Source organism: Marivirga arenosa (assembly GCF_030503875.2).
GTDB lineage: Bacteria > Bacteroidota > Bacteroidia > Cytophagales > Cyclobacteriaceae > Marivirga > Marivirga arenosa.
The window spans coordinates 1,508,712-1,533,194 of record NZ_CP129968.2 but is presented as its reverse complement, the minus strand read 5'-3'; the positions used below and the strand labels follow the sequence as shown (position 1 = coordinate 1,533,194).

General features: G+C 32.9%; 22 protein-coding genes. 3 read left to right on the top strand and 19 right to left on the bottom strand.

Annotated elements, in window-relative coordinates:
• Positions 1–19 precede the first annotated feature (19 nt).
• Entirely contained in the window at positions 20–907 is an 888-nt protein-coding gene (locus tag QYS47_RS06635) for a transglutaminase-like domain-containing protein (protein ID WP_322348119.1), read from the top strand.
• A 227-nt stretch (positions 908–1,134) separates the two neighbouring features.
• On the opposite strand, the gene QYS47_RS06630 is transcribed toward QYS47_RS06635, so the two are convergent.
• Positions 1,135–2,472 (bottom strand): PhoH family protein, encoded by a 1,338-nt coding sequence (locus QYS47_RS06630; protein WP_322348118.1) that lies wholly within the window; start codon positions 2,470–2,472, stop codon positions 1,135–1,137.
• A gap of 312 nt (positions 2,473–2,784) precedes the next feature.
• Between QYS47_RS06630 and QYS47_RS06625 the strand changes: the two genes are divergently transcribed.
• Positions 2,785–4,872: an alpha-ketoacid dehydrogenase subunit alpha/beta gene (locus QYS47_RS06625; protein WP_322348117.1), complete on the top strand. Its 2,088-nt coding sequence runs from the start codon at positions 2,785–2,787 to the stop codon at positions 4,870–4,872.
• A gap of 331 nt (positions 4,873–5,203) precedes the next feature.
• Here the strand turns inward: QYS47_RS06625 and QYS47_RS06620 are convergent, their stop codons facing one another.
• The 3 genes from QYS47_RS06620 to QYS47_RS06610 form a co-directional block, all read right to left on the bottom strand.
• Entirely contained in the window at positions 5,204–5,536 is a 333-nt protein-coding gene (locus QYS47_RS06620; RefSeq protein WP_308357285.1) for a 2Fe-2S iron-sulfur cluster-binding protein, read from the bottom strand.
• A 65-nt stretch (positions 5,537–5,601) separates the two neighbouring features.
• Positions 5,602–6,603 carry an NAD(P)/FAD-dependent oxidoreductase gene (locus QYS47_RS06615; RefSeq protein ID WP_308357286.1) on the bottom strand — a complete coding sequence of 334 codons (1,002 nt, stop codon included), beginning with the start codon at positions 6,601–6,603 and terminating at the stop codon, positions 5,602–5,604.
• An 88-nt stretch (positions 6,604–6,691) separates the two neighbouring features.
• Positions 6,692–7,750 (bottom strand): NAD-dependent epimerase/dehydratase family protein, encoded by a 1,059-nt coding sequence (locus tag QYS47_RS06610; RefSeq protein WP_322348116.1) that lies wholly within the window; start codon positions 7,748–7,750, stop codon positions 6,692–6,694.
• Between the two features lie 172 nt (positions 7,751–7,922).
• Here QYS47_RS06610 and QYS47_RS06605 point away from each other — a divergent pair, with 172 nt between their 5' ends.
• Positions 7,923–8,336 carry a hypothetical protein gene (locus QYS47_RS06605; protein WP_322348115.1) on the top strand — a complete coding sequence of 138 codons (414 nt, stop codon included), beginning with the start codon at positions 7,923–7,925 and terminating at the stop codon, positions 8,334–8,336.
• Positions 8,337–8,507: 171 nt separating this feature from the next.
• Here QYS47_RS06605 and QYS47_RS06600 read toward each other — a convergent pair whose 3' ends face one another.
• The 15 genes from QYS47_RS06600 to QYS47_RS06530 all read right to left on the bottom strand — a co-directional run bounded on the left by QYS47_RS06600 (position 8,508) and on the right by QYS47_RS06530 (position 24,432).
• A complete protein-coding gene (locus QYS47_RS06600) occupies positions 8,508–8,804 on the bottom strand; it encodes a hypothetical protein (protein ID WP_322348114.1) in 297 nt (98 codons plus the stop codon).
• Positions 8,805–8,930: 126 nt separating this feature from the next.
• On the bottom strand, positions 8,931–9,728 hold the full coding sequence (locus QYS47_RS06595) for a hypothetical protein (protein ID WP_308357292.1): 798 nt from the start codon (positions 9,726–9,728) through the stop codon (positions 8,931–8,933).
• Positions 9,729–9,825: 97 nt separating this feature from the next.
• Positions 9,826–10,260 (bottom strand): MarR family winged helix-turn-helix transcriptional regulator, encoded by a 435-nt coding sequence (locus QYS47_RS06590; protein ID WP_322348113.1) that lies wholly within the window; start codon positions 10,258–10,260, stop codon positions 9,826–9,828.
• Positions 10,261–10,354: 94 nt separating this feature from the next.
• Positions 10,355–12,814, bottom strand: a complete 2,460-nt coding sequence (locus QYS47_RS06585) for a DUF5916 domain-containing protein (protein ID WP_322348112.1) — start codon at positions 12,812–12,814, stop codon at positions 10,355–10,357.
• 325 nt (positions 12,815–13,139) lie between these two features.
• The gene (locus QYS47_RS06580; protein WP_302127146.1) at positions 13,140–13,982 is read right to left on the bottom strand and encodes a CheR family methyltransferase; all 843 of its coding nucleotides are present in this window, start codon (positions 13,980–13,982) and stop codon (positions 13,140–13,142) included.
• Between the two features lies 1 nt (position 13,983).
• On the bottom strand, positions 13,984–15,687 hold the full coding sequence (locus QYS47_RS06575; RefSeq protein WP_322348111.1) for a PAS domain S-box protein: 1,704 nt from the start codon (positions 15,685–15,687) through the stop codon (positions 13,984–13,986).
• Between the two features lie 17 nt (positions 15,688–15,704).
• Positions 15,705–16,277 (bottom strand): hypothetical protein, encoded by a 573-nt coding sequence (locus QYS47_RS06570; protein WP_302127151.1) that lies wholly within the window; start codon positions 16,275–16,277, stop codon positions 15,705–15,707.
• Positions 16,270–18,027, bottom strand: a complete 1,758-nt coding sequence (locus tag QYS47_RS06565; RefSeq protein WP_322348110.1) for a chemotaxis protein CheA — start codon at positions 18,025–18,027, stop codon at positions 16,270–16,272. Before QYS47_RS06565 ends, QYS47_RS06570 begins: the two co-directional genes overlap by 8 nt.
• Positions 18,024–19,058 carry a chemotaxis protein CheB gene (locus tag QYS47_RS06560; protein WP_302127154.1) on the bottom strand — a complete coding sequence of 345 codons (1,035 nt, stop codon included), beginning with the start codon at positions 19,056–19,058 and terminating at the stop codon, positions 18,024–18,026. Before QYS47_RS06560 ends, QYS47_RS06565 begins: the two co-directional genes overlap by 4 nt.
• 4 nt (positions 19,059–19,062) lie before the next feature.
• A complete protein-coding gene (locus QYS47_RS06555) occupies positions 19,063–19,419 on the bottom strand; it encodes a response regulator (RefSeq protein WP_322348109.1) in 357 nt (118 codons plus the stop codon).
• Between the two features lie 13 nt (positions 19,420–19,432).
• The gene (locus QYS47_RS06550; RefSeq protein ID WP_302127156.1) at positions 19,433–19,888 is read right to left on the bottom strand and encodes a chemotaxis protein CheD; all 456 of its coding nucleotides are present in this window, start codon (positions 19,886–19,888) and stop codon (positions 19,433–19,435) included.
• On the bottom strand, positions 19,885–20,385 hold the full coding sequence (locus QYS47_RS06545) for a chemotaxis protein CheW (protein ID WP_322348108.1): 501 nt from the start codon (positions 20,383–20,385) through the stop codon (positions 19,885–19,887). Before QYS47_RS06545 ends, QYS47_RS06550 begins: the two co-directional genes overlap by 4 nt.
• 34 nt (positions 20,386–20,419) lie before the next feature.
• Positions 20,420–22,402: a methyl-accepting chemotaxis protein gene (locus tag QYS47_RS06540; protein WP_322348107.1), complete on the bottom strand. Its 1,983-nt coding sequence runs from the start codon at positions 22,400–22,402 to the stop codon at positions 20,420–20,422.
• Between the two features lie 2 nt (positions 22,403–22,404).
• Complete coding sequence (locus tag QYS47_RS06535; protein WP_302127164.1) at positions 22,405–23,178, bottom strand: ParA family protein; 774 nt, start codon at positions 23,176–23,178, stop codon at positions 22,405–22,407.
• Positions 23,179–23,328: 150 nt separating this feature from the next.
• Positions 23,329–24,432 carry a sensor histidine kinase gene (locus QYS47_RS06530; RefSeq protein ID WP_302127166.1) on the bottom strand — a complete coding sequence of 368 codons (1,104 nt, stop codon included), beginning with the start codon at positions 24,430–24,432 and terminating at the stop codon, positions 23,329–23,331.
• Positions 24,433–24,483: the final 51 nt, after the last annotated feature.

Here is a 24,483-nt window from a genome sequence, read left to right as displayed (position 1 = left end):
ATATACATTTCGAACTATCATGCTTAAAATCAGCCTTAGAATCTTATTAGTTTTATTCATTGCACTTGTTTCTTTTTCCTTCTATTTATCTCCACGTCTAGGTGTTTTAATTCCGCTGGGTAAAGAAACAAGAGATCAAACTATGTATCATTTAGCATTTGATACGCTTAGTACGAATCAGTTCGACATTAAGTATGTTGACCATAGCGCTGATTCTTTCTATACAGTTTTAAGAAATAAATATCAATTAGACACATTAACAAAGGATGCTGAAACTGATTTTGATAAAATATTAGCGGTTCAAAGCTGGGTTCAGGGTAGGTGGGAACACGATTGTTGTAATACTCCAGAGCATAATAATGCGCTTTATATATTGGAACAAGCTGAAAAAGGAGAAAGATTTAGGTGTGTTGAATATAGCACTGTTGCAAGACAGTGTTTGGCTTCGCTTGGCTTTAAAGTCAGAGGACTCGGTTTAATGACCAAAGACATAAGTGAAATTCAATCAGGTGGTGGTCACGTTGTAAATGAAGTATATATAGCTGACCTAAAAAAATGGATGTATTTCGATCCTCAATTTGGTGTAATACCCATTGTAAATGGAGAGCCATTAAACGCTATTGAATTGCAATATAGAATTAAAAATAAGCTGGATTTTGATCTGATTAATCCAAACAAAACCACTACAAAAGAAGACTATATTAAATGGATAGGCCCTTACCTTTATTATTTCACCGTAAATTTAAATCAAGGGGGTATTGGTATTTGGGATCGAGTAGTAGGAAATAAAAAAAGTCTCACACTTTATTCAAAAGATGCGATACAACCTGCCTATTTTCAAAAAATATTCAGACTTAACACATCCTATTATACACATTCATTAAAAGATTTTTATCCTGAATTGTAAAGACCCTTTGAGTACAAAGTCAATACACCGATAATAAATCAAACCGAATTTTTGCAAGGGTTTTGGTATCTGTCATTACCTTCTTACAAATGCAATTCTGTAAGTATTTTTAAATTTTTCACTCATTTATGCCCGTGCTAAAAGCTGTCAGGTTTCTACAATTTAGAATTGCAAAATTATTATTTCCTCATCCATATAATTAAATGTAAACCTGACAGGTTTCCTTATTACAAAACATCATTCGCCAAATTAGCCAATTCAGACCGTTCCCCTTTTTCTAGTGTCACATGGGCATATAATTCGTGACCTTTCACTTTATCAATTAAATAACTCAGTCCGTTGGACTGTGAATCTAAATAAGGCGTATCAATTTGATTTACATCCCCCGTAAAAACGATCTTGGTGTTCTCCCCTGCCCTGGTGATAATCGTTTTCACCTCATGAGGAGTTAAATTTTGAGCTTCATCTACTATGAAGTAAATATTGGATAAACTCCTACCTCGAATGTAGGCTAAAGGTTGAATCATCAATTTCTCTTTATTAACCATGTCGGTAATATTCATAAACTCACGCTCATGCTCTTGGTACTGATTTTGAATATACTTCAAATTATCCCAAAGTGGTTCCATATACGGATTCAGCTTTGATTTCACATCACCAGGTAAATATCCAATGTCCTTATTTGACAAAGGAACAATGGGTCTTGCTAGGTAAATCTGTTTGAAATTTTTCCTTTGCTCTAAAGCAGAAGCTAAGGCAATTAAAGTTTTACCTGTTCCTGCTACTCCTTGTAAAGTCATCAATTTAATTTCAGGGTTCAGTAAAGCATGAATAGCAAAAGCTTGCTCCGCATTTTTAGGTTTAATCCCGTAAGCTGAGATTTTATCTACTTTATCAATCTGATCTGTAACAGAATTATAAAAGCCTAAGGCAGAACTCTTATTACTCTTCAAAATGTAAAAGGTGTTATTCATTGGTTTTTTCTTTCCCAAAACATCCTTAGGGTCGCAATGAAAAGTATCGTATAGTTGATTTATAGTATCTGAAGAAACTGTTTCTACTTGCTGTTTACCAGTATGTAAATCACTCACATCCTTTACTTTTCCAGTTTGATAATCTTCAGATCTTAAACCGCAACTTTTAGCTTTTAATCTTAAATTAATGTCCTTTGTGACTAAAATAACGGTTTTATCTTTTAGTTCTTCCTGCAATTGAACTGCACTACCTAAAATTTTATGGTCAGGTATATCTTCTAAAAATATTGGATTATCATTTTTAGATTCTTTTCTAGGCATTAATACTTTAAATACCCCTTTACTTTTTCCATTTAGCGGAATCCAATCACTTAAAGAACGACCATCGGCTAATTTATCAATCATTCGAATAAACTCGCGAGCTTCAAAATTTTTGGTATCGTTGCCTTTTTTAAATTGATCTAGCTCCTCCAAAACAGTAATTGGTATTGCTACATCATGCTCAGCAAAGTTCATAATTGAATCATGCGAGTAAATTATAACTGAAGTATCTAGAACAAATACTTTCTTTTCTTTCTTAGCCTTCGCCATATATTTTAAAGTTGAATAAATACACAATCAATTTATAAAATATTCAGAATCGACAACTATAAATAATAGCATTTCTTCAGAAAATATTTATAACTAACAGAATATCAATCTATAATAAAACATTTTAACTTTACTTAAATTATTAGTAAGGTGATTTGCATATCTTCTTGGTGATATGATAAAACCTATAAAATGGTAGAAATTGTACCCAAAAATAGAAGAGAACCGTATATCAAAATATCTACCTAACAATCGTAAGGAAAAACAAAGAATTCATTAATTTTGAACTAGGAAACGAAAAAAGATTAGAGCATGAGTGTTAAGACTGCCAAGAAGACTAAATCCAGTATATCGAAAGACATTTTAGAGAGAGCATATCGATTAATGCATACAGCCAAAAGGATGGCTGAGCTTTATGATGAAAACAAAGCAATTGCATCAAAATATGTTCATAGTACTTCTCGAGGACATGAGGCTATTCAATTAGCAGCCTCTATGCAGTTAAAGCCAATAGATTTTTTGGCTCCCTATTACAGAGATGAAAGTATTTTATTAGGTATTGGTATGGAGCCTTATGAATTAATGCTTCAACTTATGGCTAAAAAAGATGATCCATTTTCTGGTGGAAGAACCTATTACAACCACCCTTCTTTAAAAAGAGAAGGAATGCCAACCATCCCACATCAAAGTTCAGCCACTGGGATGCAAGTTATCCCAGCTACAGGTATGGCTCATGGTTTAAAATTTAAAGAAGAACACGGATTAGGAGCTGAAGGAGAAAAACCAGTAGTAGTTTGTTCATTGGGTGATGGTTCTGTTACAGAGGGTGAAGTAGCAGAAGCTTTTCAAATGGCCGTTCTGAAAAACCTCCCTATCATTTATCTAGTACAAGATAACGATTGGGGGATTTCCGCAACAGGAAAAGAAATGAGAGCTATGGATGCTTATGAATATGCAGCTGGATTTAAAGGCTTAAAGAGAATGCAAGCTAACGGATCTGATTTTGCTGATTCCTACACTAAAATGGCCGATGCTATCAAATATGTAAGAAATAGAAAAGGGCCCGTTTTACTTCATGCAAACTGTCCTTTATTAGGTCATCATACTTCTGGTGTAAGAAAAGAATGGTACAGAGGCGAGGAAGATTTAGAAATCCATGCAATGGGTGACCCTATTCCAAAATTCCATAGCTACTTGATGGATAATGGATATGATGAGAAGTTTCTAAAAGAACTCGAAGAAGAAGCGATACAAACTGCTAATGATGCCTTCCAAAAAGCGATTGATGCTGAAGATGTTGATCCTGCTGATGTTGAATTACATGAGTTTGCTGAAAGTCCAATCACCGAGGAAAAAGGAGAACGTAAACCTAAAGGTGCTGAAAAATCAGTGATGGTGGATGCCGCCTTGCATGCCATGGATGATATCTTGAAAAACAATCCTGAAGCTTTATTTTACGGACAGGATGTGGGCGGAACACTAGGTGGTGTATTCCGTGAGGCCGCTAACCTAGCTAAAAAGTATGGTGATGGTAGAGTATTTAATACTCCTATCCAAGAAGCCTATATTATAGGAAGTACTGCGGGTATGTCAGCTGTTGGAGCTAAACCAATTGTTGAAATCCAATTTGCAGATTACATCTGGCCAGGTATTAACCAGCTGGTAGAAGAGCTGTCTAAATCATGCTATTTATCGAATGGTAAATTCCCTATTCAATCCTTAATCAGAGTTCCTATTGGGGCTTATGGTGGTGGCGGTCCTTACCACAGTGGTTCTGTTGAATCAACACTTCTTACGATAAGAGGAATCAAAATTGTGTATCCTTCTAATGCTGCAGATATGAAAGGCTTGATGAAAGCTGCCTTTCATGATCCAAATCCCGTGGTAATGCTGGAGCATAAAGGTTTATACTGGTCGAAGGTACCTGGAACAGATGGTGCTAAAAACCATGAGCCTGATGAGGATTATATTGTTCCATTAGGAAAAGCTAGAATTGAACAGGAGGCTGATCAAGACATGATTGATAATGGGGAGAGTATGACTATTATCACCTATGGAATGGGAATCTATTGGGCTAAGGCAGCAGCTGAAAATTTTGAGGGACAGGTTGAAATCGTGGACTTAAGAACTTTAAATCCAATAGATTGGGAAACTGTGAAGGGAAGCGTTGAAAGACACGGAAGAGCTCTAGTACTAACCGAAGAACCCTTACTGAATTCTTTTGCTGAATCTTTAGCCGGAAGATTAAACCAGCATTGTTTTGAAAAATTAGATGCTCCAGTTAGAGCTTATGGCGCATTGAATTTACCAGCTATTGGTTTGAATGTAGAATGGGAAAAAGCTATGCTTCCAAATGCTGAGAAAGTGGCTGCTCAGATTGAGGAGATATTGGGGTATTAGATGAGGACTGAAGGGTGTTTGAATTTGGATTTTAGGTATTGGGTGTATTCTACATCGGATTGCTTATTATGACTAGCTCACTTGGAGCGTCATTCCTGCGGAGGCAGGAATCTTACTTAAATAAGCTTAATCCAAGATATTCTAATTTAATATTATCTCATGATGAATGTTAGTGTCAGATGAAAGTCAGACGCTAACATTTTTTTGTCTGACTGTCGTCTGACAATATTTTTCTATTACCATCTCATCACAATTAGCAATCCTTTCTGTACCAAACAAAAAAGCACTTACATTTCTGCAAGTGCTTCAATAAAAGAAATTTATACTCAATTTATTCTTGATCTTCATCGGCAGCTAGGCGTATAGATAAACCATCCATATCAGGATGTAATCGCAATTGACAAGCTAAACGACTATTAAATTCAGCATTAGGCAATATATCCAACTGATCCATTTCTTGATCTCCGGGCTCATTTAAAGCATCCATTCCCTCCTCTACTTTTACATGACAGGTAGCACATAATGCCATGCCTCCACAAGTAGCTAAAATTGGATATTCATTCGCTTTCAGGAATTCCATTAAACTTAAACCCATATCAGTAGGTGCTTCAAGTTCTTTTACTTCACCTGAATAATCCTGAACTTTAATTTTTATATCACTCATACTTAAAATTAACTAGACCTGTCAGGTTTTGAAAACCTGATAGGTCTTTTATTCTAATGTTATATTTAAAATGATTCGATACCGTTTACGGTAGTGTATTTAAAACTTAAGTGCTTATCTGGATAGATATGTTTAAATGCTGACTGAGCCATTAGAGCTGCTTCATGAAAGCCACAAAGGATTAGTTTTAATTTACCTTTATACGTATTGATATCTCCAATTGCATAAATACCAGGAACATTAGTTGAATAATCCTCAGTATTTACCTCTATTTGGTTTTTATGAATAGCTAAGCCCCAATCCGCTATAGGACCTAATTTCGGACTCAATCCAAATAATGGCACTAAGTAATCCGCTTCTAATTCCATTTCAGATTTATCTGCACCTTTAATCTTAACTGATTCTAGATGACCATTTCCTGATAAAGAAGCTAAATTACTTTTTAATAGTAGATTAATTTTACCTTCTTTGGCTAATTCAAATACTTTTTCAGCGGAATCAGGTGCACCTCTAAAAGTCTCATTTCTATGAACCAAAGTGATTTTTTTAGCAATTTTAGAAAGCTCAATAGTCCAATCTAAGGCAGAGTCACCTCCACCCGCTAAGATTACGTTTTTGTCTCTGAATTGCTCAGGATCTTTCACCATGTACGAAACACCTTTTCCTTCAAAGTCAGCTATTTCTTTCAAAGGTGGTTTACGTGGTTCAAAACAACCTAGTCCTCCCGCAATCACTACTGCTTTACAATCGATTTCAGTCCCGTCTGAGGTTTTCAAATAAAAGCCAGTTGCTGTTTTTTCAACTTGATCTAATCTTTCTCCTAATGTAAAAGTAGGATTGAAAGGTTCTATTTGATCCATCAGATTATCTACTAATTCTTGTGCTTTCACTTCAGGATAGCCTGGAATATCATAGATAGGTTTTTGAGGATAAATTTCAGAAAGCTGTCCTCCTACTTGTGGTAGTGCATCCACTAAATGACAACGTAACTTTAATAATCCAGCTTCAAATACAGCAAATAGGCCAACAGGGCCTGCTCCGATTATGCAAATGTCAGTTTGTACCATTGTTTTTTGTAAGTTATTAAAGGGTATAACTTAATTTCGGCTACAAAGTTCGTATAAAAATAGTTGTTTTACTAACTATCTTAAAAAATTATACCATTCCTGCTTTAATAAGTACCTCAAATGAATCTTCCATTGTTTCTTGCATGGGTCTAAATTGGATTTCTAATTCATTTTTAATTTTAGAATTATCAGCTTTAAATGGAATATTAAGATTATTTTTCAAGAACCTACGAGTAGTCGTTTTTGACATTAAAGGTCCAATAAGCATTAATAACCATTTTGGTAATGCCTTATTCGGAATGGGATAATCATCTCCATATTTTGGTTGTAAATTATTCGCTAATTCAAGAAAATTAGTATTGTGTGCAGAAGTTATATATCTACCTGAGGCCTTTGGTTTAAAGCCTGCTTGATAATGTGCGTCTGCAACATCTCTAACATCCACTAGACCAATCCCAACATTAGGAACTCCCTGTTTCAAGGTCCCGTCTCCTATTTGTTTTAATATGTTATAACTTTCCGAAGTAATAGATTGTGCATTTAATGCTGGCCCTAAAACTAAGGAAGGATTAATCGTTACTAGATCCCATTGATCTTGTTGCTCATTAATTTCCCAGGCTTTCTTTTCGGCTAGGACTTTTGAATAAGAATACGGTTGATGTTGGATAGATGCAGTGGTATTCCATACATCTTCGGTTAAAACTCCATTTGGTGCTTTTTTACAATCTATTGCATCTGTATAAATAGCGGCACAACTGCTGGTTACCACCACTCTTTTTACACTTTCTGTTTTATTAGCTTGTTCCAGCACATTTTCTGTTCCTTTTACTGCTGGATCAATCAAATCTTTTTGTGGGTTTTTAAATTTTGATGTAAATGGAGAAGCCGTATGATAAACTAATTCACAACCCTTCATAGCTTCAGCATAAGAGCCATCTTCTAATAAATCGGCTTTAAAATAATTTATCGATCCTTTTGAATCCTTGGCGATTTCGTCTAGATGTCTGATTTTCTCCTTATTATCAGGGTTTCTAACTGCAGCATGTACGGTTATACCTTCATCCAGTAATTTTTTAACTAACCATCCGGCAACATAGCCTGTAGCGCCTGTCACTAATACAGGTTTTGTTTTATCAATTTCAGTCATAGCAAAGTTTTATATGGCTGTAATTACGATGCTAGAAATATATAGTTTAGAATAAGAGAATTTTGAATTATAAAAAGCTTCGAATGGCAATAGTTTCAATGAAGTGAATTATTAATTCGATATTACCAGATTTGACAATAGATAAAATTAAACTTATCCAGTTTCTTTTGATATGATACAATCAGTTAATCAATTTGAAATGGGCAAGTCAGAAATATTATTTGTTCAAACAATAAGTAAATTGATAACATTACCAAGTTCGTTATTATCAGCAGAAGAAAAAGATAAGTTCCTGGGAAAAATCACCCAGTTCAAAATAAATGGAACAAATTTCGAATCAGCAAAATATTATGAAGAAGATCGATACCTACTAATAACTGGTAACCATATTGATTTTGTACTAATTGGGTTAAAGGATTATATAGCTAAACATCATCATTTTTATGATTACATGAATAAAAAAGGTAAAATTGGAGTAATTTATGATTATTCATCACCACCACCGTTTCAATTCAATCGAACATCTGAAGAGTCATATGATTCAATTATTAATGCCTTAATTAGCATAAAAACAGATGACTATTAAACTCAAAAATTAATTAATCAATAATCTGATAGTTTACAGCAGCCCATAGAGTTTTAGATTCTTGGTAGCTTTAATGAAAACTTACAAACTCAAGAATAGAATCTTTATGGAGATTTCTATATCTAATGTTCTTATCATGAAGAAAGATATGATTATGTATTTTATAGAGGATTAAGAGATATTATTCAATTTAGAAACTCTTGCCAGTCTCGTTAACTCTGAAGAATTACTTTCAAAATATGAGTAAATCTCTTCCTCATTATTTTTGATTAAATGACCCAAGGAAATCATTACATCTAATGGTTCTTTACAAGTGAATGAGGAAATTGTTCTGGAAATATGATCAACAAATGCAGCAATTTTCACTCCTTCTTTATTTTCAAAAGTAACCCATACTCCTCTCAACTCTGCATTGTCAATATGAAGAGATAAAGTTGGAGTTAACTGGATGGGTTGATGGTTTGTCATAGTTTTAGCTTACATCTTCAAATATAATAATTCAACTTAATTCTTTGACATAAAAGAACAGAGGTTGGTCGAAAAAAAAGCCTAACTCAATAGAGCTAGGCTTGCAATAATTTAAAACAAAATAGGTTAGTTCGCACATTCTACATCTTGAAGATCTTCATCCCAGCAATGGAAATCTGTATCCCCAAAATATTTCTCGCTTTTTACTCTACCGAATTTTAATTCTTGATTCCAATATATTTCAATCAAATCCCCTGATTCAGTATTTGAAATCTCAACAGAACGATCTAAATTATTTTCATCATCTATGGCATAGTTGATGTAACTCCCTAATAAGTCACCTTCCTTTTCAATAGTAAAATTAGCATTTGCTACAGTTTGAGCCTCATTTCTTGACCAATCAGCAGTTATCCATGCAGTTGGCTTTTGTGGGCTTTCATAGAGTGTCCAGGTACCGCTATTTCCATCTATATTAGACTGACCATCGAACCAAACAAAGTTTTCTACATTTAGTGACGTTGATGAAATTGAACCTACCCAATTCACATTAGCATCCACTACATCAGCTGTTAAACGGATTGAAAAATCATTTGCATTATTAGTAAATGAAGTTTCCCATACCCATACTCCACTATCAGTATCATATATTGGATTTTGACTTATGGTAGCTTTAAAAGCGGTTACTGGAATTGCTAATCCACCTGTTAATATTGCTGAATAAACCCCTACATTTAAAGCAGAATAAAACCAGTTCTCTATAGTTTGATTTCTTTGATTATTATCTGCTTTGAAATCATCGAAGTTAGGAGCCATTGAATATTCTGGTGGTAATACGGGCTTAGGATCTTGTTCAGCTTCATTATCTGAATTACAAGCTGTGAACAATATGCTTATACTAAGCATTAAACTCAATAATTTCTTCATAATTGTATTGTCTATTGTGTTATACAAAGATACCCAAAAGATCAATTTGGTTGGAACTGATGTAATAAATTAGATACGATTGTTAGAAACCTTCACTTTAAGAAAGGTTTTCATATATACTTTCCAATATACGCTTGAATTCTTTAAAGTCTTTTTCTGAAAGATTCTCCCAAGCCTTCATCCTTATGTTCTGTACTTCTGGTAAACATTCGTTTACCAATTTATTCCCATCATTTGTTAAAGCAATCATAAAGCTTCTTCTATCAGCTGGATGTGGTTTCCTCTCTATCAAACCTTTATCTTTTAAAAGATCTATAATTCGAGTCATGGTAGGATGATCTTTAAAAGTATTAGTTGCCAATTCCCTTTGGTTTACTTCACCTTTATCGTGCAATTGTTTTAAAACTGCCCATTGATCAATGGTAATAGTCCAGCCTAATTCTCGAAAGCGTTGCTTGGCGTATTGCTTTACCCTTTTTGCAGTTTTATCAAGTAAAAAGGAATAACGACTATATTTTTCAGCTTCTTGCATTCTTAATAGTTAGTATAGCAACTACAAAGATACAGAATGAAAAATTAAAACTACTGGTTTTGGAATTATGATATTGATTAATAATGGAGATAATTTATGAACCTATACTCATCTTCTTAGGCCTATTACTCAGCCTATTATCACTATTAGAGAACGCATTTCTAATTCTATTATAATCAAGAAAGTAACTTAACCGAATTGAAAGGCTATTCATTTGGGGATGACTGAATAGGTAATCAAAATTTTCATTAAAACTCTGACCACTTTCTTCAAGATAGCTGTCTAAAGCATTTCTATAAAGGATAGTAATTTGACTACCTGGTGCAAACCACCATGAAAAGTTTAAATCCAGATTCCAGGTATTAAAGGTAACATCATATATATTTTCTCTTTCTATTTCTTCCGATAGTGCCCCATCATTTTCCAAACTATATAATTTAGAGTATAAAGCAGATGAATAATAATGTCTGAATATGAGATTAAGTGAGATTTTATTATTAAAAATGTAATTACCTCCAATCGAATTTTCTAATGTCACTCTATCCCTTTGTCCAAATATGATCTCTTCCTCATCCATATCCACAAAACCTTGCTCTTTAAATGATTCATTTACGAATAGGCCATAACGTAAACTGAATTTATTCGAAAAACGATATCTTGGATTTAAACTACTCACCAATGTACTTCTTCCTTCCTCAAAGAAATTGTACCAATCTACAAAACCATCAAAAGCAAAAGCTTTCCTAAAATCTGTATTCATCCACACCCATTGATCATGATAACCCGGGAACTCTACATAACGACCATTAACTCTAGGTTCGTAAAAATCATTGTTTTCAAAAGGCCTAAGCTCAAAACCTCCTCCAAAATTAAAGAAGTCTTTCGTAGTGAAACTAGAATTAAAATTAAAGGTCACATGACTAAATAAATCTGGTTCTAGTCTTCTAAAATGGAAAAGGTTAAAGTTTAGAAACATATTATTCAGATTTCCTTTTGGCTGTAAATAACGATAGCCATAATACCCAATATATCTTACGTAATTAGTATTGGTAGAAAATCCCAAATCATTAATATTATAATCTAAGGTTCTTAAATCTATTTGACCAGACATTCGGTGCTCGCCACTTATTTTATTCGCCCTCGCCTGAATTTCGGTTCCAAAAACAGTTTCATTATTTTCAAATACCCAACTCCCTTCAGTGCTGGCGCTATAATTCCAAGTATTGGCTTTATTTGTATGATTAATATACAATCCTGTAGCATTCGCATCTCTAAAATCTCCCAACCTGGTGACATTGGTATTCACAACAGATACCGAACTATTATCTCCATATCTTTGATCCAAAACGGTTATATTATAATTAGTGTAGGGCTCAACTTTCTCCGATCTCAGCTCATTCGTTTCTATATTTCTGACACTTGCAAAAGCTTCGTTGGTAACGGCATTGAAAACGCCAATTCCCAATCCACTTTCTGTTCTGCCTGAAACTTTACTAGCATTGATTAAATCAACCTTATCGGGCTGAAATTCTAACTCTTCATTGTCACCTGCCTCAACTTCAGAAGAAGGTCTACCTCCAATACGCCTAGAATAGAATAAATCTCCTTTGGAGAATAGCTCGGTACCTTCCGTGAAAAATGGCCTTTGTTCAGCAAATTGTACTTCAAATGCGGATAAGTTTAATACATTATTGTCAAATCGTGCTTGACCAAAGTCAGGGATAAGAATCATATCAAGAGTAAATGCATCTGAAATTCCATATTTTAAATCTAAGCCCCCATTGAAATTATAATTGGTCTTGCCATCATAATTATTGGCATAAGCAGAAACATAGGGCTGGAAAGATAAGCGGGTAGGTGTATCAATATTTTTAATGCCGTGAATTTCTCCATCATATAAAGAAAATGCTCCTTTTTTATTATCGACATGGTTCCAACTGTATCGCGTTCGAGTTCTAAATACTTCCCTTTCCATATTTAAGCCCCATTCTTGAATTTGTTTCTTAGGAAATCTCAAAATAAAATACGGTATAAATACTTCTGCCACCCATCCCTCTTCAGTTATACTCACCTCACTATACCAAACTGCATCCCAAGAGTTATCTTCTTGTCCATTGGTCATTTTTGCATCATACTGAACGCCCGCAGCAGTTACTATAAATTGCATACTTTGCTGTCGGTCATTGTATCCGTTAAGAAGGATAAAAAAGAAGTCATCTGCACCTATATCATCTCTTTCCGTTAATTCAGTTGCAATTTTATGAGGCTCTGGATCCTTCATTTTTGCACCAAAATAGATGCCCAAATCATCATATATAATCTTTACTTCAGTGGAAAGACTATCGGGGATTGATCTTCCATTATTGGGGTTTCGTTCTACAAAATCAGCAGCAATTGGTGCTTCTTCCCAAGCTTCATCGTCTAATAATCCATCAATTTTTGGAGCATCAGTAACTCTAGGGATATTGATATTCTTTCTGAATATAGAATCTACCTCTTGAGAATAGCTACTAAAACTTAATAGAATTACGCTTAGTATTAGAAAATACTTCATAGTACTGGATATTTTAGTCCCGTTGATTGCTGCTAGAAATTATGCTACTGAGCCAGCTTATATAGAAGTGCTTCTAAATAGGTTGAATTAGTAGTTTGGTTTAGTGATGTTTTACAACCACAAATAGTTGCATTTATTGCAATCTTTTTCTGATGTTCAATTATTAAGCCAGTGGGAAAATCCCCATTTAAATGAAATTGATAGGATTACTTAACTAGTGGCTGTTCGGTTTAGGACAGATTCTGTCCGTTTTTGAATAGTTTGAAGTTAAATTATCTAGGAAAAATACTGCTAAAATTTATAATCGGCCTGAATCGAAATTAACTTATTTTTTTATAAAGATTTTTGAATCAATATCTAGAATTTCAAAATCTATTGAATCTATAAATGGAAGCACTGCATCATAAAATCCGATGATTAAAATCCCTCCTGGATTTAGACTATTATAGAATTTTTTAAATAATTTAATTTTAGAATTTACATCAAAATAAATCATTACATTCCTACAAAAGATAATATCAAATTTCTTAGTAAATTCATCACTAATAAGATTGTGGTGTTCCCAGGTAACATGTGAAATCAAACTTCTCTTTAATTTGAAGTGATTAGGAAGTGTCTCTGGCTCAGTAAACTTATCCAAATTTCGATTTAGCTTATACTCATTTAAATTCTTGTTATACTCTGCAAACTTCATTCTATGATATTCACCATCCTGAGCAATCTTCAATGATTTATTACTTATATCAGTTGCCCATGCCTTAGTATTATCTTGAATATTTAACTCTTGAAGCAGAATTCCCATTGAATATACCTCTTCTCCTGTTGAACATCCAGCATGCCAAATAGATAGAGGCTTTTCTTTTTTTGTATATTCTAAAAGCACTTTCTTTTCTAATGCCTTCCATAAACTAGAATCTCGAAACAAAGAAGTTAGACCAACACTAATTTCATCCATAAATGGATAAATAAACTCCTGTTCTCTTAAAATTTTCATCCAAAGTTCATGAATAGATTCTAAATTGAATACACTTAAAGTACGGGTCAACCTTCTTCTTAACGACTTCACTTCATAACAACTAAAATCTATTCCGTGTCTTTGTTGAATAGCATCAGTCAAAGAGTGAAGTTCTTCATCACTAATTTCTATATTTCCTCTAGTTTCATTCAATTTAATTAGATCTTTGAAGTATTAATAAAGCTCTCTCTTTATCGTTTACACCTATTTTTTGAATTGAAGAATTAAATGACTTTTTATTGCCATCCTGTAATTCTAAAAGTAACTCAATATTTTCAGGACTAGTTTTTTCCGCCTCTAGCTGTTTTTTTACTTTATCATGCACCCCATTTTTAATAAAGTCAGATAAGAGTGTTTTTCTCAACTCAAGTCTTTTTATTCCTAATTCTTTTAAGAATAAATCATTAGCTGTTTTAAACCTGAAGTCTGGATATACTTCTGCAATTGGGAAACAATTTTTAAATACAGCCACTATTTCCTGAAATTCAATAAGCTTTTCCTTGTCTTGGGTCGTAAATAATGAAATCACCATTACTTTATAAGGCTCATTATTTTCATTCAAAATAGGTGTGAAGTTTCCAGCCATCCATATTTCGTTTCCTTCAGCATTTACAATTCTAAATTCTCCGGAAAAAGTTCTACCTTCTAAGATACTATTCCACATAATTTCATATTGGATAGGATCATTACCGTGCTGGGGAATTAAATTTCTATATGGCTTACCAACTATTTGTTCATCTTTATATCCCGTAATGCTCATGAATACTTCATTAGCACTATTTACTCTCCCATCTAAATCCAACTCTACAGTTGATAAGGCTGATAATACAGCATTAATCTCCTTCTGCTTTGAATTCATTTGATTCTGAGTAGCTTCCAATTCTTCCATATTCTGTCTAAGCTCTTCCTCTTGTGCCCTCATTTCTTGAGTTAACTCTTGAGATTCCTTTAACATACGCTCAGTATTCGCCTGATTAGAAATAGATGTGAGATTAAAACCTATTCTTGCTGCAATTTTTTCTAGGTATTCAAAATCGTTTTTATCTAAATTTTGAAAAGATGCCACTTCCATCGCTCCGTATATCTTATCATCTGAAATAAACGGAATCAAACATATACTCCTTGGCAAAGCATCTCCTAAACCCGATTTAATTTGAATATAGTCCTCAGGTATCTCTGTAAAATAGAGTAATTCTTTATCGTAAAATAGCTGACCTAATAATCCCTGTCCTTTTCTTATTTTCTTTTTAAAGTATTTTCTGCGATCAAAGGCGTATGTTGCTGACAATTCAAAATAATCACCCTCCTCATCCGTTTTTTTAATGAAAAACTGACCCTGATTTAAATTCAAATAAGAAATTACGGTCTTTAAAATTTGAAAAGAATATTCTGATATATTGTTATCACTGTTTTTAATTGATGCAATTTGAGCAATACCTTCATTTATCCATGCATTTTCCTCTTCTGTCTTTCGGAGCTTCAATATTTTATTATGTGCCTTTTCTAAATCAAATTTTATTGCCTCAGAATTAATATTTTTGATTTCATTCAAGAATTGTTTCTCTCCTATATTATTTATTGCAGCAAAGGCATAGCTAACATTTGCCTTTAATTCTTGAAAATCCTTCATCTTTTTATCAAATTGATGAAGGACTTTATTTAACCAGTAAAAATCTCCACTCCACTTTTTAATAATTTTTGATACTCTTACAAAAGTGAAAAAATTAATAATCAAAAAAATTAAAGCTACAGATAAAGCCCCCAAAATTAAGTATCTCATCTCTATCTCTAAAAATGACATCACCAAACTAGCTCCTACAAGCAGTATGGATAAAATATTTAGAATTTTATTGGTCATAATTGTGGAGATTAAATTTATCCTTCTATTAACTTGTGTTCTTCAACACACCAAAAAAATAGACACTTAGCATTAGGCGATTCCTCAATTTGAAATTCAACTAAGTATAAAAACAGATTTTCTCTTGATTTAATAAAGTCTTTCTCAATGATTTCTTCTAGTGGCTTTAATTCTGGCATCACTAATTCTGGAACATCACCATAAATTTCTAATGAAAACCTATTGGAGAGTTGGGATATTAAAGCAGCAGAAATAATATTATCTACCTCTCTTAACATTTCATATGAGAAATCTATACTGACCTGGTTATTGTTATCAGTATTGGTTATGTATTTTCTAGCATGATTGTCAACAAGCCAATAACTTTTACCAAAAACATCACCTATTATTTCTGTTTTGAATAAGGTTAAATCTGAACCTAAAGAAAAACTACCTATAACTTCTCTAATCTTGTTTTTACAAAATGATCTTGCGTCAAGCATTTTAAGGTTAAAGGTCTTATTAGTAAATTTTTCTAAAGAATCTAACACATGTTTATGGCCATATTCAAAAACATTTGTTATCTGATTTTTTCTGCTTACCTCATGCATGCATATTATTTTTATTGTATTGACTTACTTTTTTTAAATAACTATTAGCTATACCTGGCACACTTAATACCAAGCAAACATTTCCATTCCCCATTATGGTTACTCCACTTAGAAAGGGATTATTTTCAACTGGCTTTAGTAATGGTTTTTCAATAATTTCTTTCTGTTGAAGTAAATGGTCTACTATAAAGCCCAGTCTTTTACCTTGAATCTTAACAATTATGATCTTTATTGAATCTTCATCATCATTATCTTTCAGTCTTGATTGGTTTTCAGCAGAATATTTGTAGTTAGAAAGTATTTCTGATAAGTGAACAAGAATAACCGTATTCCCCTGATTAACCGTAACCCATCCATTAAAAGCCTTCCTTATTTCCTTTTTTTGAATTGAAATTACTGATTCCGTATAGTTTAGAGGTATAGCGTATACTTGCTTATCTAACTCAAAAAGCAATGTTGATTTCACCGCCATTGAAGAAGGAAGATTTAAAGTAAATGTTGAACCTTTACCTACTTCAGAATCAATCTTTATAGTTCCGCCAATACTGTCTAATGATTGTTTTACTACATCCATCCCCACACCTCTGCCAGAAATATCATTTACTTGATCATTTGTAGAAAAACCAGGACGGAAAATTAACATCAGGATTTCCTCCTGACTCATATGATCAACATCTTGAGCTTTGATCAATCCTTTAGATAGCGCTTTTTCTTTTATCTTGGAAGGGTTTATTCCGGCTCCGTCATCAATAATTTCTAGAATAACATTATCAGACTCACTACTTGCCTTAATAATTAAGTTACCTTCAGCTGACTTATTGTTCTTAATTCTATCTTCTTCCTTTTCAATACCATGACCAATTGCATTTCTAACTAAATGGATCATAGAATCACTGATTACGTGAAGAATATTTCTGTCAATCTCAGTTTCAGCACCTTCTAATATTAGGTTTACTTTTTTACTTTCTTTATGTGCAATATCCCTAACGATTCGGTGAAATTTATTTAGTAAGAAACCAACCTGTACTAACCTTACATTCATAACCGAATATTGAAGATCTGATGATATACGGTTAAGTCTGGAAAAATCAGTATTGGAAATATTTGAATTCATAGCAATGAGCCTATCTCGCTCAATAATTAATTCCCCTACCAAATTCAGAAGATTGTCAAGTTTCCCTACTGGTACTTGCACCAAATCAGATAATCCTACCTTATTATTTAAAGCTTGAGTTTCATCATTATTTTCTCCATATAGTTCTTCTTTTGTATGGTCTTTATCGTTTGCGCTAGGTATATTTTCTTTTTTTGTTTCAGGCTCAACTGAATCTGGAACCTTAGATTCACCTGTAGCTGATTTATTAGCATTTCTTATAATTACTTCTAACTTAGTTTTTATTCCTTTATACCGAACTGTCTTTTCTTCCTTAATGGCTGAAATCAAATTCCCTAACACATCTGTACCCTTGAATATGGCAGAAAAAACATCATCGCTTAATTCAATTTTACGATCTCTGATTTCAGAAAACATATCCTCAAGCACATGAGCAAGATCTGCAATATCATTAAATCCCATTCCAGCAGCATTTCCTTTTAATGTATGGGTTATTCTAAAAAGAGATTGTATAAGTTCTTGGTCATTCGTTTTTTTTTCTAATTGCGTTAAAAACCTACTGATCTCTTCATAATTATCCATTGCTTCCGCCAGAAACAATTCTTTATATTCATTTTCTTTTTTCTGATTACTCATAAAGCACTAATTATAAAAGATGGGAAATCATTTAATTCTAATTGATAGCTTGCTGCTCCAGATTCAAATGCTTCTTTTGGCATTCCATAAACAATTGAACTATCTCGGTTCTGAGCGATGGTCAAACCCCCGTGTTTTTTTACTCTCATCAGAGATTCCGACCCGTCTTTTCCCATGCCAGTAAGAATGCAAGCAATTGTTTTTTCCTTATAAATTTCAGCAACAGACTCAAGTACCGAATCAATTGAAGGATAATTATAGGCTTGATATTTCTTATCCACTTTTCTAAATTCAACATAGCCATTACTTTTAACCACTTGTGAATTATATTCAGCAGGTGCTAAATAGATATAGTTTGACTCAATTCGAGTTCCAGATGTTGCAGCCACAACTTTTTTGCCTGTGCTCGCTTTTAAGCGCTCAGTAAAAGTTTCAATAAATCTTTGAGGCATATGCTGAATGATGATTACTGGTATCGCTAAATTTTTTGGTAGATTATTTAATAAAAATTCAACCGCACCTGGTCCTCCTGTAGAAGCTCCTACCACTAATATTTTGTAATTCAGTTCCTTCGAAAAACTATGCTCAAAAGTATTTTGCTTATTAAGGCCTATTTGGTCTGCTGAGAAATTGGTTTTAGAAGCTGTTTCAATAAAATGTATTAACTCAGGATAGCCTTTATCAATTTGATCTTCAGTAGGTTTGTCAATAAAATCAAAAGCTCCTTCATTTAAAGCTTCAAAAATTATTGGATTTGCTTTTTCCAAGGAACTCAGCAGTATCACTGGAATTTCAAGGCCTTTTTCTTTTGCCTTTTTAACGACATATAAGCCATCATATTCTGGCATTATCATATCCGTTAAAATTACGTCAGGCATTAGCTCTTCAGCTTTTTCTATTCCCACTAATCCATTGATAGCACTACCTACTAATTCAAGGTTTTTATTCTTTCTTATTATATCAGAAAGAATAATTCTCATTAAGCCAGAATCCTCAATTAACAATACTTTAACCTTTGAACTAGTACTCATTAAATCATAGTTCTTTTAGAGCGTTCACTAATTGATCACCAGTAAAAGGTTTTAAAATATAGGATAATGCACCTAGTTTTAATCCTTCCTGAATTACTGACTCTTGCCCTACAGCACTCACCATTACGACTTTTGAAGGTAATCCTTCATCTTTATACACCTTTAAAATATCAATACCTATCATATCTGGAAGTATATTATCCAAAGTGATAATATCAGGTTGAAGATCAAATGCTAAGTCTATTGCTTCTTCACCTGTTGAAGCCTGGCCGATAATTTTATACCCCCCACCTTCCAAAGCGTCTTTTATAACAGTACGCATATACATCGAATCATCTACTATTAATACATTCTTACTCATATTTTTAATTTTATTAAATTATATACCCTTTACTAGAGGAAGTTTGAATATGACACTCACCAGTAGTGGATACAAAATGAACCGTTCTAGCTACATTACCCCCTAAATCTTGTCCTGCTATGTAAACCTTATTATATAATAAAAGCTCGTTAATCGCTTCTATATTCCTTTTACCTATTTCAAATGATGAATTATAAAGATTAGCTCCTCCAACAACTTTAGCTCTTAAAGCCTTTAAATCAGATCCTAACTCTCCTAGTTGAGTAAACATCTTATATACTATTTCCTCAGCTGATAAAAAACCTGTGTTCACACATGTTTTTACTACTGGAATATGTGCCCCTGAGGTGATTTTTAATCTTCTATCTTGTAGAAAAAGTCCAATACAAGATCCTAATCCATAGCAAACCATTTCCGTAAAATCACAGCTGGTATAAAAATCACTTATGAAGAGCACTTTCTTTTTCATGCTATTTCTTTCTGCTTATTGAATAGTTGAGAAGCTTCCTGATCTGTGATCACATTAATTATATCAATTAAGACAATTAATCTATCCTCCATTTTTACTATACCACTGAAGTTTGTTTTCTCTGAAAATGATTCTCCAGTAAACACATCATCCTCAATAGTACTTACATTAATGCTAAGGGTATTCGGCACATCTTTCACAAGCAAGCCCATTTTATATTCATCACTTTCAATTACTAAAGTATAGCTTGATTCCATATTAGTGGCAGTAGCTTCTAATCCGAATTTTTGCGATAGATCAACAATCGCTATAACATTACCTCTAATATTTGCTACTCCTTTAACATAATCTGGAGTTTTAGGCATTTTTGTAATATTAGGGGTCAATACAACCTCTTTAATTTGATCTATATGAAGGCCATATTCTTCATCTCCTAATCGGAAAACTACAATCTGGATCTTATCTTCATTCTTTTCTATTGCTTCACTATTGCTCATAATTTTTATGATCAGTTTTTAAAAAATAATTATTCTATTCTACCTTCTTTAGCTTAAATTGCTGAACTCCTGCTTGAAGTTCTGCTGAAACTGATGACAGCTCATCTCCAGCTTTACTGATTTCCATCATACCACTATCCATTTGTTGACTTGAACTAGCTACCTGTTGACTTCCTGCTGCAGTTTCTTCAGACACTACCACTATTTGTTCTATATTTTTAACTACAGATTCTATAGAGATTTTTTGATCGGCAGTTGCCTCAAGTATTTGCTTAGAGAAAGCAAAAGTCTCATCATTAGAAGTTGCAATTTCCTGGAATATTTTCTCTGCTTCTGAAGTCGATTTATTTCCTTCATCTACACTGGTTTCCATTATTTCTATAGCCTTACCTGCTGATGTTGTATCTTTTTTCACATCTTCGATTATCTTATCGATTTCATCTGCAGACTTTCGTGAATCTTCAGCCAATTTTCGAATCTCTTCGGCAACTACTGCGAAGCCTCTTCCAGCATCACCAGCTCTAGCTGCCTCAATAGCAGCATTTAAGGCCAATAAATTGGTTTGACTTGCAATGTCAGTAATAACTTTTAAGGTACGTCCAATTTCTTCCGTTCTTCCAGTTAAAATAGATATAGATTCGGAAGTCATATTAGCTGACTTTCTAATACCGTCCATATTTTTCACCAAAACCTGAACCGTATTCATTCCTTTTTTAGAATTTTCCAATCCTTTTTCAGCTGCATTACTGATAAAACTTGCCTTTTTCTCAGTATCTAATGCACTCTTATGAACAGTACTTACTAATTTTGAAGATTCATCTGTTCTTTGAGCTTGATCTTGAGCACCTTTAGCCATTTGGGCTATAGCAGATGATACTTCAGTAGTATTCCTTTTCATATCATTGGTTTGTTTTTGTAACAAATCAGATGATTTGGATACAACATCTGCACCTTCAGAGATATTCAATAATACACTGTTAAGATTATCTAAGGCTGAATTAACCTCTCCTCCTACCCCTGATTCTATCGCAACTCTTTGGCTCAAATCACCTTTAGCAATAGCTCTTATCACCTCTATTACAGCCGATTGCTCTTCCATAGCTTTTTTAATCTCCTCTTCTTTCAGCTTCTGGTCGGTGATATCATATCTTACTCCAATGTATTTTAATGGCTTACCATTTGGGCCCATAACAGGCGCAATGATTGCATCTACATAATATGGGTCGCCATTCTTTTTCTTATTTTTAATTTCACCTCTGAAAATCCTACCTCTACCTATTGTAGCCCACATTTCTTTAAAGATAGATTTTGGTGAATCTGGATGTCTAAAAAGACTATGTGGTTGGCCTATACATTCCTCTCGAGTATAACCTGTAACTTCAAGTAACTTATCATTTACATAAGTGATGTTACCCTTTAAATCAGATTCAGAAACTAAACAAGCCACATTGATCTGATCCATTCTGGTTTGAAGTTCAATCTTAACCTCTTCGTATTCCTTGGCAGTTTCAATTGCCTCTTGTTCTACCTCTTTCTTTTTAGTAATATCAAAAGCATATTTTATTACTTTTGTGGTATTTTCATTTTCATCAGGTACTGGAGTATAAGAAGCTTGTAACCAAATTGCATTTTTATTTTTATCAAATCTTTGGAATTCACCACTTTGACGCTCGCCCGCAGCCAAAGATTTCCAAAAGGATCTATATTCATTACTTTCAGCATATTCTTCAGAAACAAAAATGCTATGATGTTCACCTTTAATTTCATTTAATTTATAGCCAACTGTAGCTAAAAATTGATCATTAGCATTTAATATATACCCTTTAGGATCAAACTCTATAGAAGCAAAAGCATTATTTACTGCGTTAATATGATTCTTTAAATCTTTGTCTTTCCCATTTGAATTATTAGATAAATTAGCTTCTCTATCACTTACTTTACCGTTTTCTGTGGTCTTGCTTTTGTCTTTTGTAGTAGGCATAACTTTGTTTTGTTTTAAATTTTTCCCTATTGCCATGATTAGTTAGCATTTAATTGATTAGTGCGTTTCAAATATTCTTTTATAAAATTGGTATAGTCAATTGCTCCAGCAGACTTGGGAGAATATGTAATTACACTTTCTCCAAATGAAGGGGCTTCTGATATTCGTACATTTGTTCTGATGACTTCTTCAAATACTGGTACTTGAAAATTTGTTTTTATATAATCATGGATTTCAGAGTTCAAGGATCTTCTCTTATCAACCATCATACATAGTATCCCAGCAACTTTTAACTGAGGATTGACACTTAATTTCATTTCCTGAATAGTATTTAAAATGAGTTCAATCCCTTTTACACTCAATACTTCCATTTGCGCAGGAATTATCACTTCATCAGAGGCATATAAAGCATTCAGAGTAAGAATTGATAAGGATGGAGGGCAGTCGATTAATATATAATCATATCCCTTTATATTTTTCAATAAATCAGATAAGAAGTCATGGTGTTTTTCATTCTTTGAAATAGAATATTCTAAATCCGCTAACTGTATATTAGAAGGCAGAATATCCAGAAATTCATTTGAAACAGTAACTTCCTTTAAGTCTGAATTCTCATAAAACAAATCAACTAATGTTGGTTTATGATTATCATCTATGCCAAAAGAATAACTTAAGTTAGCTTGAGGGTCCCAATCTACTAACAATACATTAAACCCTTCAATACTCAAGGCTACCCCCATATTAACCGCGGTAGTAGTTTTACCAGAACCTCCCTTGTGATTTACTATCGATATAATTTTCCTATTCTTCACTATTTCAAAGATATAGGGATATGTAACAAATATTACTCAGGCATTACTGCTAGTATATACTACTATTAATACGCAAAATCATATCAGTAAAAATACGTAGATATAAAACGTGAATAATGATAGTCTTATATTTGAAGGATTGAATCATAATTATGATACAAGAGAATTTTTTTTATTAATCAGTTTGCCCTTTTTAGAATTTGGGATCTCTACTTCTATACTAGTTCCTATGGTATATTCAGAATTAAGGGTGATTTTCCCATTAAGTTTAATTATGATTTCTTTGGTTTCAAACAGGCCTAAACCAGATCCTTTTGAACGATCACTTCCTCTATAAAACAAATCAAATACTTTGCTGACTGTATTTTTACTAATACCAATACCATTATCAAATAGCTTTATAATGGCTTTATCACATAAACAAAATACTTCTAAGTCTATGAAATTATAGGACTTGTTTTTATCATAGAAATCATAACAATTCTTTAGTAAATTATATAGAACTAACTTTACTCTATTTATATCATTGTAAAAAACATATTGATCAATTATAGAATGTTGGTATTTAATTTCATCATAATTCGGGTGGTTTGAAAATTCTAAATTGATCTGATCAAGTAGATTTTCAAAATCAATCTTCTCATCTTTAACTACTTCATTTGAGTTTTTTGAAATCCTACCTAAATTCTGTACTATATTATCTAACTTAAGAATACTCGATCTTATTAAAGAAATATATTCTGAATTCTCGGTTTTTGAATGGGGTAATTCTAATAAGTTTAGTAAACCTAATATGGAGCTAATTGGTGATCTTAGATCATGTGAAGCACTGTAAATAATTCGATCCATTTCAATTTTAGACTTTTCTAAAAGTGCTCTTTGGTGGTCAATCTCTTCTTTTTGTTTTTGCCCTAAACTTATATCTCTTATTAGCCAGTAGAGGTATCCATCTTTAACTAATATTGTAATACTTACAAAAATGTTTTGATAAGAGGAAGACTTTAAAAGGTATGTAAAATTATTAGGATACTTCTTATTGTTGAGTTTATATAATAAATCTTCCCAATCTTCAATATTGATAAATAAGTCCTTGATTTCAAAATCTAATTCATCTATCTCAAAAAGCTTTATTCCTACATCATTTATATATTTAATCGAGTAAGTCTCATCACTTATTATCAAGCATGCGGGATAAACACTTTCAACAAGCTGCAATAACTCTCTTAAATCAGATTTTGATAAACTTACTTTCATTCATATTCATTTGAATTACAAATTTCAAGATTTTATTCCCCCTAAGGAATA